This window comes from Accumulibacter sp. (assembly GCF_023806635.1).
Lineage (GTDB): Bacteria > Pseudomonadota > Gammaproteobacteria > Burkholderiales > Rhodocyclaceae > Accumulibacter.
In genome coordinates, this window is sequence record NZ_JAMTDQ010000041.1 from 88,425 (window position 1) to 104,485 (window position 16,061).

The 16,061-nt window shown below is 67.6% G+C and carries 8 protein-coding genes; 4 read left to right on the forward strand and 4 right to left on the reverse strand.

Annotation, left to right across the window (positions count from 1 at the left end; genetic code table 11):
- Positions 1-85 precede the first annotated feature (85 nt).
- The 4 genes from NFW30_RS07270 to NFW30_RS07285 are packed head-to-tail and all read right to left on the reverse strand — an operon-like array spanning position 86 to position 3,000.
- Positions 86-1,036, reverse strand: a complete 951-nt coding sequence (locus tag NFW30_RS07270; protein ID WP_295353541.1) for a S49 family peptidase — start codon at positions 1,034-1,036, stop codon at positions 86-88.
- Positions 1,033-1,392: a Rieske 2Fe-2S domain-containing protein gene (locus NFW30_RS07275; RefSeq protein ID WP_295353539.1), complete on the reverse strand. Its 360-nt coding sequence runs from the start codon at positions 1,390-1,392 to the stop codon at positions 1,033-1,035. The genes NFW30_RS07270 and NFW30_RS07275 overlap by 4 nt, the downstream gene beginning before the upstream one ends.
- On the reverse strand, positions 1,371-2,027 hold the full coding sequence (locus tag NFW30_RS07280) for an HAD-IA family hydrolase (protein WP_295353536.1): 657 nt from the start codon (positions 2,025-2,027) through the stop codon (positions 1,371-1,373). The genes NFW30_RS07275 and NFW30_RS07280 overlap by 22 nt, the downstream gene beginning before the upstream one ends.
- The gene (locus NFW30_RS07285; RefSeq protein WP_295353533.1) at positions 2,011-3,000 is read right to left on the reverse strand and encodes an RluA family pseudouridine synthase; all 990 of its coding nucleotides are present in this window, start codon (positions 2,998-3,000) and stop codon (positions 2,011-2,013) included. Before NFW30_RS07285 ends, NFW30_RS07280 begins: the two co-directional genes overlap by 17 nt.
- 406 nt (positions 3,001-3,406) lie before the next feature.
- On the opposite strand from NFW30_RS07285, the gene NFW30_RS07290 reads away from it, so the two are divergent.
- The 4 genes from NFW30_RS07290 to NFW30_RS07305 all read left to right on the forward strand — a co-directional run bounded on the left by NFW30_RS07290 (position 3,407) and on the right by NFW30_RS07305 (position 16,035).
- Entirely contained in the window at positions 3,407-6,223 is a 2,817-nt protein-coding gene (locus tag NFW30_RS07290) for an Rne/Rng family ribonuclease (protein WP_295353530.1), read from the forward strand.
- Between the two features lie 110 nt (positions 6,224-6,333).
- Positions 6,334-6,936: a DUF3299 domain-containing protein gene (locus NFW30_RS07295; protein ID WP_295353527.1), complete on the forward strand. Its 603-nt coding sequence runs from the start codon at positions 6,334-6,336 to the stop codon at positions 6,934-6,936.
- Positions 6,937-7,022: 86 nt separating this feature from the next.
- A complete protein-coding gene (locus NFW30_RS07300) occupies positions 7,023-14,696 on the forward strand; it encodes a type I polyketide synthase (RefSeq protein WP_295353524.1) in 7,674 nt (2,557 codons plus the stop codon).
- On the forward strand, positions 14,686-16,035 hold the full coding sequence (locus NFW30_RS07305) for an aminotransferase class I/II-fold pyridoxal phosphate-dependent enzyme (protein ID WP_295353521.1): 1,350 nt from the start codon (positions 14,686-14,688) through the stop codon (positions 16,033-16,035). Before NFW30_RS07300 ends, NFW30_RS07305 begins: the two co-directional genes overlap by 11 nt.
- Positions 16,036-16,061 lie beyond the last annotated feature (26 nt).

A 16,061-nucleotide genomic window follows, 5' to 3' on the forward strand; every position in this document is an offset into this window, starting at 1 on the left:
CCACCCCCGGCTACCCTGCGTTGCCGCGGCATCACTCGCCCGGTCCGGCAGTCCGGCCCGCCGCTGACGCCTGCGGTACAGCCTCTCAGCGCAGCAGCGGACGGGCGAAGTCGAACATCGAACCGAGCGCCGCATCGCTCGTGCCCGCCCGCAGCCGGCGGGCGAGGCGCTCGGCAAGATTGTCCCTGACCGTGTATTCGACCAGCCGGTCTGCCTTGATGACATCGCGCGCCACCGAGCCGACAGTGCCGAGACCGTCTGCCAGGCCGAGGCTGACGCTCTGGCTGCCGGTCCACATCAGGCCGGAGAAGAGTTCCGGCGTCTCCTTCAGGCGATCGCCACGCCCGCGCCGGACGACCTCGATGAACTGCTGGTGAATCTCGCGCAGCAGCACCTGTGCATGCTCCTTCTGTTTCAGGTCCTGCGGCGAGAACGGATCGAGGAAGCCCTTGTTCTCGCCGGCAGTCAGCAGACGCCGTTCGATGCCGAGCTTTTCCATCGTGCCGGTGAAACCGAAGGCGTCCATCAGGACGCCGATCGAACCGACGATGCTCGCCTTGTCCACGAAGATCTTGTCAGCGGCGACGGCAACGTAGTAGCCGCCCGAGGCGCAGACGTCCTCGACCACCGCGTACAGCGGGATCTGCGGATGCGCCGTGCGCAGGCGCAGGATCTCGTCGTGCACGATGCCCGCCTGCACCGGGCTGCCACCGGGACTGTTCACGCGCAGGATGACGCCAGCGGTGCGCTTGTCGGCGAAGGCTGCTTCCAGCGCATCGTTGAGGTTCTGCGCGCTGGCCTCACCCTGCGCCTCGATGGTGCCCCGCAGGTGGATGACCGCCGTGTGCCGGCGGTCGGCAAGCTGCTCGGAATCGCCCCAGTCCATCAGCAGCGCGGGCAGTGCGATCAGGTAGGCCAGTCCGGCGAGCTTGAAGAAGATGCCCCAGCGACGCCTGGCGCGCTGCTCGCGCAGCGTCGCAAAGGCAACCTTCTCCAGCAACTGCCGTTCCCAGGGTGGTTCTTCAGGCGTAGTCAAGGCTCGTTCTCGCTTGCGGTCAGATAGACGGCGTCATCACGTTCTTCGACGTCCACCGGCGTCAGCCCGCGTCCATTGCAGCGACCACCGAGACAGCGGCCATCCGCCGGCGAGTAGAGCGCGCCGTGTGTCGCGCAGATCAAGTATAGCTTGGAATCGTCGAAGAACTCGTTGTGCTGCCAGTCGAGTTCGACCGGCACATGCCCGCAGCGATTGACATAGGCACGCACACGGCCGCCGAAACGAATGGCGAAAGCCGGTTCCACCACCCCCTGCCGCTCGATGGTGAAGCGGACGCCGCGACCACCATCGAGCAGTTCGGCGGCGGGGCAGATCAGGCGTGGGTCCGCAGCCATGCCGTCAGTTCCGCGAGTTCCTGCACGCACGCCAGCGGCTGCATGGCGTCGAGTGCCGCCACCGGGTGCGCGCCGTAGGCAACAGCCAGAGCCGCCACACCGGCGTTGCGTGCCATCTGCAGGTCGTGTGTCGTATCGCCGATCATCAGTGCCCGCTCGCCAGCGACGGCCAGTTCGTCGAGCAGTTCCTCGAGCATCTGCGGATGCGGCTTGGAAAAGCACTCATCGGCACATCGCGAAGCATGGAAAAAGGGACCGAGGCCGCTGTGCCGCAGGGCGCGGTCTAGACCCAGGCGGCTCTTGCCCGTGGCGACGGCGAGCAGGAAGCCCCCCGCCGACAGCTCGGCGATCAGCTCGGCGACGCCGGCGAACAACTGCAGTTCGTGATCGCGCGCCAGATAGTGATGTCGGTAGCGCTCAACGAGTTGCGGGTAGCGGCTCTCCGGCAGTTCCGGCAGGGCATGTCGCAGCGCTTCGTGCAAGCCCATCCCGATGACGTGCCGCGCGCGTTCCGCCGGTGGTGGCGGCAACCCGAGATCGCCACAGGCAGCCGTGATGGCCTCGACGATGGCCGCCGCCGAGTCGAGCAGCGTGCCATCCCAATCGAAGACCAGCAGCTCAAATCTTTTCGCCATGCTCCTGCCTCTCGCGCGCCGCGACGGCCTGCAGAAACCCCGCCAGAGCCGGCGGTAGCGCCGCCTCGAGCCGCAGTTCACCGCCGGCCAGCGGGTGCGGCAGGCGCATCTGCGAGGCGTGCAGGAACATCCGCTTCAATCCTTCCCTCGCCAACACCCGATTCAGCGCAAAGTCCCCATACTTCTCGTCACCCGCCACCGGGTGGCCGAGATGAGCGAGATGGACGCGGATCTGGTGCGTGCGCCCGGTCCGCAGTTCCGCTTCGAGCAGGCTGAAGCGCTGCCAGCGGGCCAGCAGGCGGAAGATCGTGTGCGCTGCCTTGCCCTGCTCGGCCACCCGCACGCGCCGTTCCCCCGAATCCAGCAGGTACTTCAACAACGGCAGCCGGACATGGCGCAGCGGCTCCATCCAGCGGCCGGCGACCAGCACCAGGTAGCGCTTGTCCGCACCCCGCCCGGTACTGCCAGCGGCACCAGCACGGAACATCTCGTGCAGGGCGAGCAAGGTCGAACGCTTCTTGCCGACGAGGAGGATCCCCGAGGTTTCGCGATCGAGCCGGTGCGCCAGTTCGAGGAACCTCGCCTGCGGCCGCTGCTGCCGCAGCGCCTCGATCACCCCGAAGCTCTCGCCGCTGCCGCCATGCACCGCGACACCCGCCGGCTTGTCGACCACCAGCAGTGCCTCGTCCTCATAGACGACGGGCAAGTGCAGCCGGCGTTCAGCGTCCACCACTACCGCGTCGCCGCCGCCGATGCGCAGTGGCGGAATGCGCAGCAGGTCGCCATTCTGCAGGCGATGCGAGACGTCCACCCGGCGGCCGTTGACCCGCACCTGGCCACTGCGGACGATCCGGTAGACGTGGCTCTTCGGCACCCCCTTGCACAGCTTCAGCAGCAGGTTGTCGACCCGCTGCCCGTGCTCGTTCTCGCCGATAAGCTGCTGGCTGACGCAGTTTTTGCCAACTTGGGCCATTTTGAATATACTTCAGTTGATTCGCGTCGTCGGTTGCAGGAGGAATCGAGCCGTGCGGCCGTTGGGCAATGCCGACTTCGAGGCCCCTGCGAAACGCTTCCCGGCATGCAACACCTGACCCCTCGGCGCCCTGCTGCGCAACTCTCGCTGGACGCCGATCATCTGGTTAAGTTCGCTCACCACAAAGTAGCGATACTACTTGAACTGCGCGCGCCTGGCATCTGCGGAATCGCCCTGGCAACATCCCGAAACCCTCCAGGTCATCAACGCCCGAACAGTATGCGGGTGCGAAGGATGGTATCGCTGCTTCCATTGCCGACGAGCCCCACGAGTGTCCCGGAGACACCGGTTCCGTCGCTGCCCACACGAGGCGCAGCCCATACAACAGCGCGCGGGAGCCCCACGAATGAAACGAATGCTGTTCAACGCGACGCAGGCCGAAGAGCTGCGCGTCGCCATCGTCGACGGTCAGAAACTCATTGACCTGGACATCGAATCGGCCAACAAGGAGCAGAAAAAGAGCAACATTTATAAAGCGGTCATCACCCGCATCGAGCCCAGCCTGGAAGCGGCCTTTGTCGACTATGGAGCGGAGCGGCACGGTTTCCTGCCGTTCAAGGAGATCTCGCGCGCCTACTTCCAGCCCGGCGCGGACGCCGGTCGGGCGACGATCAAGGAAGCGCTGCGTGAAGGCCAGGAGCTGATCGTCCAGGTGGACAAGGACGAGCGCGGCAACAAGGGCGCGGCCCTGACCACCTTCGTCAGCCTCGCCGGCCGCTACCTCGTGCTGATGCCCAACAACCCGCGCGGCGGCGGCGTCTCGCGCCGCGTCGAGGGTAACGAGCGGACCGAATTGCGCGAGGTGATGGACCAGTTGCCGGTGCCGCCGGGGATGAGCCTGATCGCCCGCACGGCAGCCATCGGCCGCGGCAGCGAAGAGCTGCAGTGGGACCTCAACTACCTGTTGCAACTGTGGAAGGCGATCGAAGACGCAGCCCAGATGCAACAGGGAGCCTTCCTGATCTACCAGGAGGGCAGCCTGGTCATCCGTGCCATCCGCGACTATTTCCAGCCCGACATCGGCGAGATCCTGATCGACACCGACGATGTGTTCGATCAGGCGCAGCAGTTCATGGCGCACGTCATGCCGGGCACGGTCAACCGCATCAAGCGTTATCGCGATGACGTGCCGCTCTTCTCGCGTTTCCAGATCGAGCACCAGATCGAGTCCGCCTATTCGCGCCAGGTCGGCCTGCCGTCGGGCGGCGCCATCGTCATCGACCACACCGAGGCGCTGGTATCGGTCGACGTGAACTCGGGCCGGGCAACACGCGGCGCCGACATCGAGGAAACGGCGCTGAAGACCAACCTCGAAGCGGCCGAGGAAGTGGCGCGCCAGTTGCGCCTGCGCGACCTCGGCGGCCTGATCATCATCGATTTCATCGACATGGAGAACCAGCGCAATCAGCGCGAGGTCGAGAACCGTGTCCGCGAGGCACTGCGCTTCGATCGCGCGCGCGTGCAGACCGGCAAGATCAGCCGCTTCGGACTGCTCGAACTGTCACGCCAGCGCCTGCGGCCGGCGCTCGCCGAAACCAGCTACATTCCGTGCCCACGCTGTTCGGGAACCGGCCATATCCGCAGCACCGAGTCCGCCGCGCTGCACATCCTGCGCATCCTCGAAGAGGAAGCGATGAAGGACAATACCGCCGCCGTGCATGCGCAGGTACCGGTCGATGTCGCCACCTTCCTCTTGAACGAGAAGCGGACAGAGGTGCAGGCGGTCGAATTGCGGCACAAGGTGACCGTCCTGCTGATTCCGAACATCCATCTCGAAACACCGCAGCACACGGTGCTGCGGGTTCGCCACGATGCGGCGGGGCAGGAGGAACTGCAGCAGGCATCGTACCGTATGGTCGCCCTGCCGGCCGAGGACGGCAGCGGCGACACGGCGGGCACGGCAGACTCCCGGGCACCCCGAGCCGAAGCGGCGATCAGGGGCGTCACGCCGGCGCAACCAGCCCCCCTGGTCATCGAGCCGGCGGCAGCGACCGTCGACGGCACCAAGGCCGATACGGCCGCCGGCCGCTTCCTGAAGCGGATCGTGTCCTGGTTCCGGCACAAGGAAGTACCCGCCGGGACGAGCGAAGCCGTGTCACCACGCGCAGCCACCGCGGCTCCGGAAGTCGCCGGCAGCGTGCGCGAGGCACGCCGGAGCGTTGGCACCACCGCGCGCGGCACGCGCCGCGACGACCGTCGCGAGCCTGCCGACACCCGGGTCGGCCGCGAGCAGAAGGAAGCCTCGCCGGCCAGTCGGGGCGAGAACCAGCAACCGCGCGAGCCGCGTCAGCCACGTGAGGCGCGCGAGGGCACCGCCGGCCGCGAACCGACCACCGCCCGTGAGCCACGCCGGCAGCGCAACGAACGCAGGCCGCAGCCCACGGAGCAGATCAACGACGGCAACCCGGCACCACTCGCTCCCGCCGTGGCGATGCCGGCAGCGTCTCCGGCACCGGAGCAGAACGGCGACGAGTCCGCCAGCCCCTCCCGCCGGCGCGGCCGCCGCGGTGGCCGCCGCGAACGCGGTGAAAGGACCGAGGGCCAGCCGACCGAAACCGTTGAGATGAACGCTGCGGGCGCGAGCATCGCGGCAGTTGCCGGCGCCGACAGCGCCGCGCCGCCCGCAGCGCAAGCGCCCACCGGCGACGTCACGATGACGGCCGCAACGCCGGCGGTGACCGTCGGCGACCAGAGCGGAGCAGTGGCTGCCGCCGACCATGGATCTGAGCCTCCGGTTGCCTCGGCAGCCGCGGTCGAGTTCGCCCCACCGGCCAGCAGCCAGGAAACCCAGGCGGCGGGAGCCGTCGCCGAGCCGCTGCCGATCACGGTCGCAGCCGCCGTCGCCGAGCCACTGCCTGACTCCCCGCTGCAGCCGGTTTCCGCGTTCGACCCCGAGTCGCCAACCGCCGCACCACGAGAAGAGCCTGCTGCGGCGGCCGTCGCGCCCGACGTGGCAGCCACCGGCAGCGCTGCGCCAGTCGACATCCAGCAAGCACTCGAGAACAGCGGCCTGATCATGGTGGAAACCAGACACCCCGCTGCGCTGGAAACGACGCCGACGGCACCGGCAGAGGACAGTGCGCCACCGCGCCCGATACGGCGGCGCCGGCCCACGGTCGTCATCGCGGACGAGCCGATCGTGATGGTCGAAACGGTCAGGTAGACGCATACTCGGCGCCCCGCTGCCGTCATCGCTGCGCCCAGGCGTCCGTGTCGCCGGCGCAGCCACCACTGCAGCCGGGGCGTCCGGGCGCGAAACGGAAAGAACCACGAATGCCACTGCCCATTGCCATCTGTCTCGTCCTGGCTGCACTGCTGTCGCCGCCACCACTCGCCGAGGCGCAAGGCAGGGAAGGAAACCGGGCAGATTACCGCGTTGGCGAGCGCCTGCCGGAAGACAGGAAGGCTTCGCAGGGCTACCGCCTGATCGGCTGGGACGATCTGGTGCCCAAGGGCTGGGAGCCCATGGCCGCCTTCAAGGGTCTCGACCTCGCCCGACTGCAGGACAGCGACCCGAAAGCCCAGGAGGCACTGGAGAACGCACGACGGCTGTGGGACCAGGCGCCGGCGGAGAAGGCGATGAACGGGCAGAAGGTACGCATCGCCGGCTTCGTCGTGCCGCTCGAGCGTCGCGGCGAGCAGGTCACCGAGTTCCTGCTGGTGCCCTACTTCGGTGCCTGCATCCACGTGCCACCGCCACCGGCCAACCAGATCATTCATGTCGTCGCCGAGAAGCCGGTCGGCAACATGCGCACCATGGATGCGATGTGGGTCAGCGGCACGCTCGGGCTCGACCGCACCGATACGGGAATGGGCGTCGCCGGCTACCGGATGCGCGGCGAAGCCTTCGAGCCTTACACCAGGCCACGCTCCTGATCCTTCTGCCAGCAACGCCCGTTGCCCGTGGCAGGCGGTCGTACAATGGTGCACCCAATCCAATCCAGAGTGGAGATCACAGTCAGATGAGAGGGCGAATCGCCATCACCGGCTATTCCTTCCGCATGCCGGGGACGAGTCCCGAGACCTATTGGCAGGACCTGCTGGACGGCCGCGACCTGGTGGGCACGGTCGATCCGCAGCGCTGGGCATTGGCGGCCTTCCTGCACCCGCGCAAGGACCATCCGGGAACGAGCTACACCTTCGCCGCCGGATCGATAGGTGACGTGACCTCCTTCGACGCCGCCTTCTTCGGCATCTCGCCACGCGAAGCGGCGCTGATGGATCCGCAGCAGCGGCTGCTGCTCGAGATGAGCTGGGAAGCGCTGGAGAACTCCGGCACCCGGCCGTCGCGGCTGCGCGGCAGTCGCTGCGGCGTCTTCATCGGCATCGCCAGCGCCGATTACTCTTTCCGCATGGCCGATGACCTGGCAGTCGCCGATTCGACGATGGCGACAGGCAACACCGCCAGCATCGCCGCCAACCGGATCTCCTACGTCTTCGACCTGCGCGGACCGAGCATGGCGATCGACACCGCCTGCTCGTCGTCACTCGTTGCCCTGCACCAGGCGTGCCGTGCGATCACCAGCGGGGAAGTCTCGCAGGCGCTGGCAGGCGGCATCAGCCTGCACCTGCATCCTTACCCCTTCATCGGCTTCGCCAAGGCATCGATGCTGTCGCCACGCGGGCGCTGCCAGGTCTTCGACGCCGCGGCCGACGGTTACGTCCGCTCGGAAGGTGGCGGCGTCTTCCTTCTCAAGGAGTATGACCAAGCGCTCGCCGACGGCGACCCGATCCTGGCGGTCATCGCCGGTTCAGCGGTCAACACCGATGGCCGCAAGTCCGGACTGACCGTCCCCAGCGCCGAAGTGCAGGCGGCCTTGCTCGAGGAAGTCTACGCGGAAGCCGGCATCGATCCGGCGACGATCGACTACCTCGAGGCGCATGGCACCGGCACCGCCGTCGGCGACCCGATCGAAACGCTGGCCATCGGCAACGCCCTCGGCAAGCGTCGGCCGGCCAGCCGGCCGTTGCCGATCGGCTCGGTCAAGAGCAACCTCGGGCATCTCGAAACGGCCTCCGGCGTCGCTGGCCTTCTCAAGGCCCTGCACTGCCTCGAACACCGCGTGATACCGGCGACGATCGGCGTCAGCCGGGTCAATCCGCACATCCTTGCCAGCGACTGGAACATCGATCTGGTCACCAGCAAGCGCTCCCTGCCAAAGACGGGCAAGCTGACGATCGGCGTCAACTCTTTCGGCTTCGGTGGCTCGAACGCCCACCTCATCATCGAGAGCCCGCCGCGGCGGCGCCCCCGTCCGCAGCCAGCGGCGGTTGCCGCCACTCTGCCGCCGCTGCTGCTCTCCGCGCGCAGCGCAGAGGCACTGAAGGCAGCCGCCGCCAGCCTCGCTGCCTTTCTCGGCGAGCAACCGCCGGCGGCCTACTACGACGTCGCACACAGCGCCGCTTTTCGCCGCGACTGGCTCGAGCAGCGGCTGATCGTCGAAGCGCCGACGCTGCCGGAAATCAGGCATGCCCTGCTCGACTTCGCCGCCGACCGCGGCGGGAATGCGGCGCTGACCAGCGGCCGGATGGTGGTCGCTGCCCGCGGGCCGGCGTTCATCTACTCGGGCAACGGCTGCCAGTGGTCCGCGATGGGCCGGCGATTGCTGGCGGAGGAGCCGTTGTTCCGTGCAGCGGTGCATGAGGTCGACGCCCTGTTCCGGCAGCGCGCCGACTTTTCGCTGCTCGCCGAACTGGCCGGCGAGAACGGTGATGAGCGCTACGAGCGAACCGAGATTGCGCAGCCGGCCCTTTTTGCACTGCAGGTCGGCATCACCCGCCTCCTGCAACGGCAGGGGGTCACGCCGATGGTCGTCGCCGGGCACAGTGTCGGCGAGATCGCGGCGGCCTGGGCAGCGGGCGCCTTGAGCCTCGCCGATGCCGTCACGGTGATCCACCAGCGCAGCCTGCTGCAGGGGACGACCCGCGGCGACGGGCAGATGACCGCGGTCGCGCTGGACGAGGCAGCCGCTGCAAGCCTGCTCGGCGAACTCGGACTTGCCGGTCAGCTGACGATCGCCGGCGTCAACAGCGTGCGTGGCCTGACGATCGCCGGCGCGCAGTCAGCGCTGACGCTACTGGAGGAGGCGCTGTCGCTCAGGCACGTCGGCTGGAAGCGGCTCGACCTGGACTACGCCTTCCACAACCCGGCGATGGACCGCCTCGAAACCGGGATCAGGCAGGCGCTGTCCGGAATCGCGCCGCGCGCGGGTGTGCTGCCTTTCTGCTCGACGGTGAGCGGCTCGCAACTGCCGGGTGAGGAGCTCGGCGCCGAATACTGGTGGCGCAACATTCGCCAACCGGTCCTCTTCGCCAAAGCCATCGACTCGCTGCTCGACCAGGGGATCACCGTCTTCGTCGAGATCGGCGCGCACCCGATCCTGCGTACCTATCTGCACGACTGCCTGAAGACGCGCTCAGTCGACGGCCAGGTGATCGCCACCGGCACGCGCGACGACGACGGCGCACAGCGGATCCGGTCGGCGGCACACGCGGTCGCGATTGCCGGCGCAGCGGTCGATTGGCAGGCACATTTTCCCCGGCCGGGGTGCTTCGTCCGCCTGCCGGGTTACCCGTGGCAACGCGAACGGCACTGGCACCCGGTCACCAGCGAATCGCTCGGCCTGATCCACCGCCAGAAGATCCATCCGCTGCTCGGCTATCGACTTGCCCAGCATGAACTGACCTGGGAGAACCAGCTCGACACGCAGCTGAACCCGGTCCTCGCGGATCATGTCGTCGGTGAGGCAACCGTTCTCCCGGGCGCCGCCTATGTCGAAATGGCGCTGACGGCCAGCCTCGCCTGGCAACCGTCAGCGATCGTCGAAATCGAGGATCTGGAGATCCGCTCGCCGCTCCTGCTTGCCGATGATCGTTCGGCGGTCGTTCGGCTGTCCATCGACCCGCGCGACGGCAGCCTGACCGTCCGTAGCCGCGAGCAGATGAGCACTGCGGACTGGGTCGTCAACGCGTCGGCGCGCGTCGTTCGTGAGGCGCAGGAGAGTCTGCTGCGCGAAGTGCTGCCGGATCTGCCGCAACGGCCGCCCGACTTCGACGCCGACAGCCACGCGCGGCTGACGCGAGCGGTCGGCATCGCCTACGGCCCGGCCTTCCAGTGCGTCGAACATGGCTGGATCGAAGGCAACTCGGCGTTCGCCGCCTTCCGCATTCCGCCACAGGTCGAGAGCGAAGTCGCCCACAACCACCTCCATCCGGTGCTGCTCGACGGCACCTTCCAGCTGATGTTCCAGCTTCTCCGCCAGGCCATCGACGGACACGAAGCAATTGCCTTCATCCCGACGAGGTTCGGTCGTGTCATCTTTCGCTCGGGAACGGACACGCCTTGTTTCGCCCGCGCGACGCTGCTGCGGCACAGCGCACGTTCCCTGCAGGCCGAGTTCGCGCTTTTCTGTGCGGCCGGGCGCCTCATCGCGATCGTCAAGGACGCACGTTTTCGCGGCGTTCGCTTGAGCAGGGGTGGCCGCGACCGGCTGCGCTTTCTCGCCTTGCGGGCGATCCCGAAGCCGCACGCCGGACAGACTGCCGGGCCGCTGGCGCTGCGCTTCGACCGCGTCCACTCGACGCTCGCCAACGTCACGCAGCGGGCGGCCCTCAAGGGAACGCACCGCCGCTACACGGAAGAGATCGATCCGCTCCTCGACAGCCTGTGCAGCCGATTCACGCGCCGTGCCCTGCTGCCGATGGCCGGCGAAGACGGCACGCTGTCGGCGGCGGCCATCCTGTCCTGCCAGTCCGCGAATCCCGACGGTGCGCCTTTCCTCACGGATCTCATCCGCCTCGCCGACGACGACGGATCTCTGACGGCGACGGGCGATGGTTGGACGCTGATGCCTGATCAGCAGCAGGAGTCGACCGCCGAGGATATCTGGAACAGCCTCGTGGCCGACTATCCAGACTACTTCCAGATCATCCATTCGGTGGGACGGATCGGCCTGCACCTGCCGGCACTCGTCGCCGGCAGTTCCTCACTGTGCCAGATCTGCCCGCAGGAATCGTCGTTGGCGACCCTGCTGCAGCAGGTCGTCGGCGGCCGCGGGAGAATGAAGATCGGACAGGCGCTCGGCACCCTGGTCGCGGAGGCCCTTGTGGCGCTGCCGCCGGGGCAGCGACTCGGCGTCGTCGAGATCAGCGATGGCGCGCCGGCATTTGCCATGGACATCTGCTTCGCCCTCGACTTCACGCGCGCCGACTACTGCTTCGCCAGCACCTCGACGACCGCGCTGGAGGAGGCACGGGTCCGCCTTGGCGAGTTCTTCCCGACGATCCGGACGAGCCTGATCGATGACGCCGCCGGCAACGAAGCGGACCGGGAGCCGCCGGCGGGGTCATGCATGATGGCGATCGTCATGCTCGATTTCGCGACCACCGAGCAGGCGTTGCGGGCCCTCCGCCATGCACGCCGCTGCCTCGCGACCGGCGCCTCGTTGCTCGTCCTCGGCCAGCATCCGTCGCGCTGGATCGATTTCGTCTTTGGTGCCCGACGCGAGGGCTGGTCGCAGAGCGCCAGCGGCCGTTGGCTATCGAGCCAGCGACCGAGATCGTTCTGGCAGCAGCAACTCGCCGATCTGGGCTGCCGCTGCGCGGACCCCTGCGAGTTTTCGCCCGACACGCTCTCGGGTCCCTATCTGCTGCTGGCCGAGGTCGGCGAGTCCGGCCCGCGGCCCGAAGTGACAGTGCGGGGCAACGTGCGCAGCTGGATCCTGCTCGCTGACCCGGTGGGCTATTCCGCCCTTCTTGCCGACGAACTGGCGAAGAGGCTGCAGGAACGAAAGGATCTGGTGATTCAGGCCAGCGCGACCGACAAGGAGGAACTCGCCGGGCTGCTGCAAGCAACCACCACCAGCTATGGTGAGCTCGACGGCCTCGTCATGCTCACCGGGCTGGCACCGGCTTCGCCCGCCGTGTCGGCCGAAGAGGCACTCGACCGCCAGGTGGAGCGCTGCGCGCTGGCGGCACGCATCATGCAGGCGTGCGAAAGCTCGGCTACGCGAACGACCTGCTGGCTGGTCACTGGCAACGCCGCAGCGACCCTCCTGCCTGCAGCCGCTGCCAGCGCGAGCGACGCGCCCAGCCCCGGCCCCAGCGACGATGCCGCGTTGTGCGGCTTCGTACGCACGATGCTCAACGAGGCCGAGCCAGGCAGCGTCCGCCTGATCGACCTGGCATTGCCGATGCCCGCACAGACCGCTGCCGGCCTCCTCGACCGCGAATTCGAGCAGCCCGATGGCGAACTGGAGATCATCCTTGCGGCCGCTGGCCAGCGCTACGTCCCGCGCCTGCGCGACGAGCCACGCCCGGATGCCCGGACGCCACGACTTCTCGCTTCGCCGACCGTCTCTCTCGGTTTCCCTTTCGCTGGGCAACTGCGCAACCTGCGCTGGGAGACCCATCCGCGGGTAGCGCCGGCTGCGGATGAGGTCGAGGTCGAGGTTCTGGCAAGCGGGCTTAACTTCCGCGACGTCATGTATGCACTGGGTCTGCTTGCCGATGAGGCCATCGAGAACGGCTTTGCCGGCCCGACGCTCGGTTTCGAGTTCGCCGGCGTGATCGACCGTGTCGGCAGCAACTGCACTGGCTTCAGCCCAGGCGACGAGGTTGTCGGCTTCGCTCCGTCGAGCTTCGGCAACCGCGTCCTCACCCAGAGCAGCGCCGTCGCCCATATCCCGCCGGGGCTTTCCGCTGAAGCGGCGGCAACCATTCCGAGCACCTTCTTCACCGTCTACTACGCGCTCCACCACCTGGCCCGCCTGCAAGCCGGGGAACGGGTCCTGATCCACGGCGCCGCGGGTGGCGTCGGCATCGCAGCGATCCAGATCGCGCGCTGGCTGGGTGCCGAGATCTATGCCACGGCCGGATCTGACGAGAAGCGCGACTTCCTCCGCCTGCTGGGCGTCGTCCACATCTTCGACTCCCGTTCGCTGTCCTTTGCCGACCAGATCCTCGCGCAAAGCGGCGGCGAGGGCGTCGACGTCGTCCTCAATTCGCTCGCCGGCGAGGCGATCCATCGCAACTTCCGGGTGCTGCGTCCTTTCGGGCGCTTTCTCGAGCTCGGCAAGCGGGATTTCTACGAGAACAGTCGCATCGGCCTGCGTCCCTTCCGCAACAACGTCAGTTACTTCGGCATCGACGCCGACCAGTTGATGCTGCTTCATCCGGAGCTGACGCGCAGGCTTTTCGCTGAGTTGATGGAGCTGTTCAGCGCCGGCATCCTGCATCCCCTGCCCTACCGCAACTTCGAAGCCGAGGACGTCGTCGAAGCCTTCCGCTACATGCAGCAGGCACGCCAGATCGGCAAGATCGTCATCACCTATCACCACGGCATCAAACGCCTGCAGCCGCCACGACCCGGCCCGCGCAGACGGTTGCAGCTTGCCGCCGATGCCTCCTACCTGGTCACCGGCGGCCTCAGCGGCTTTGGCCTGCGCACTGCCGAATGGCTGGCGAGCAAGGGTGCCCGCCACCTGATACTGATCAGCCGTGGCGGTCCCGATTCAGCCACGGCCGGGGCGGCCATCCAGCGCCTCGAGGAGCAGGGGGTGCGGGTCTACGCGGCGGCCTGCGACGTCACCTGCCGCGACGCCCTGGCGGCACTGCTCGCCGCGACACGCGACGAGCTGCCGCCGCTCAAGGGAGTCCTGCATGCGGCAACGCTGATCGACGACGCCCTGGTGCGCAATCTCGACGAGACGCAGATTCGCCGGTCGCTGGCGGCGAAGGTGCTGGGCGCTCGCCACTTGCATGAACTGACGCGGGCCTGCGCGCTCGATCTGTTCGTGCTCTTTTCTTCGGCGACCGCAGCCTTCGGCAACCCTGGGCAAGCCGCTTACGTCGCCGCCAACACCTGGCTCGAGGCACTCGCGGCGCATCGTCGCGCCCAGGGATTGTGTGCGACCGCCGTCGGCTGGGGTCCGATTGCCGATTGCGGTTTCCTCGCCCGCAACGAGAAGATGCGCGACGCTCTCGAGAATCGCCTGGGGGGAGCGGCACTGACGTCCGAGCTGGCGCTCGACGTGCTCGAGGAGATGCTCCTCAGCGACCGCTCCGGTCTGGCGGCACTCGAGTTCGCGTGGCAGGCGCTGAGCCGCGTCCTGCCGTCCGCCGCCAGCCCGAAGTTCGGCGAACTGGCGAGCCCGTGCGGCGGCGGTGACGACGAGCAGTCGCAGGACATCAGGCGACTGCTCGCCGAACTCGGCGACGAGGAGTTGCTGGTCGTCATTGGCGACATGCTGCGCAGCGAGATTGGCGAGATTCTCCGCATCGCACCGGAGAAGATCGACCCCAGCCGCTCCCTCTTCGACATGGGTCTCGATTCGCTGATGGGCGTCGAACTGGCGGTCGCACTCGATGCACGCTTCGGCATCCGATTGCCGGTGCTGGCACTCAGCCAGAGTCCGACGATCAGCCGGCTCGCCGAGCGCCTGCTGCAGCAGTTGCGCGACACCGGGGAGGGTGCACGGGGCGCGGCGACCAAGGACGTGCTGCTGGCACAGACGGCACAGATCGCCCGGCAACAGGGCGTCGCGGTCTCGACCGACGAGATCGCCCGCTTCGCCGCCGACCTCGACGCCGCGCAACAGGACGACCGGAGTTCGAGGAGCGATCGCCATGGCACGTAAGGGGCTTCCCGGGCTCAGTGCCCAGATCAAGGATCGGCTGATCCAGCAGGCACTGGAACGTCGGCTGCGCCAGGCCACTCAGGACAGCGATCTGAAGCTGCCGACCGGTGCAACGAGGGAGGCGGACGGCACGCCCGAGCAGCACTGGCGTTTCGACCTCCACCCGGGTTACCAGCAGGTGCGGATCATCAGCGAGGGCGCCGCGCGGCTCGACATCGAAAGCCCGTTCTTCATGCTGCACGAAGGCATCGCCGGGGCACGGACGCGCATCGGCGGTCGCGAATTCATCAACTTCGCCAGCTACAACTATCTTGGACTAGCGGGCCATGACGAAGTCTGCCAGGCGGCGAAGCAGGCGATCGATCGCTTCGGCACTTCCGTTTCGGCAAGCAGGCTGGTCGCCGGCGAGCGCCCGATCCATCGCGAACTCGAGGAGGCGATCGCCACCGCCTATGGTAGCCAGGGCGCTCTCACCTTCGTCAGCGGCCACGCGACGAACGTGACGACGATCGGCTACCTGTTCGGGCCGCGTGACCTGATCGTCCACGACGAACTGGTGCACAACAGCATCCTGCAGGGAATCAGCCTCTCGGGTGCACGCCGCCTGCCCTTCCCGCACAATGACTGGGCAGCCCTGGACGCCCTGCTGGCCGAACAGCGAACACACTTCCAGCGCGTCCTGATCGTCCTCGAAGGCCTCTACAGCATGGACGGCGACTACCCCGAGCTGCCACGTTTCATCGACATCAAGCGCCGGTACCGCGCCTTCCTGATGGTCGACGAGGCGCACTCGTTCGGCGTCATGGGAAACAACGGACTTGGCATCAGGGAGCACTTCGGCGTCGACAGCAGCGACATCGACATCTGGATGGGCACACTGAGCAAGGCCCTCGCCGGCTGTGGCGGCTATGTTGCCGGTGAGAGCGCCCTCGTCGAACATCTCAGATACCTGGCACCTGGCTTTCTCTACAGCGTTGGCATGCCACCGCCGGTCGCCGCCGCTTCGCTGGCGGCGCTGCGCTGCCTGCGAAGCGAACCACAGCGCGTGCGAACCCTGCAGGCGCGAGGCCAGCTCTTCCTGCGACTCGCGCACGCGGCCGGCGTCGATACCGGCACCAGCGCCGGCCTGGCGGTGATCCCGGCGATCACTGGCGGGTCGGTCAGAGCCGCCCGTCTGGCCGCCGCGCTCTTCACCCGCGGCATCAACGTGCAGCCGATCGTGTACCCCGCCGTTCCTGAAAAGGCCGCCCGTCTGCGCTTCTTCGTCAGCTGCGAGCACACTGAGGACGACATCCGCGACGCCGTCAGCGCTCTCGGCGAAGAGTTGCAACGCGTGTAGCAGCCGCAGCCAGGCTGCCGCTGCCG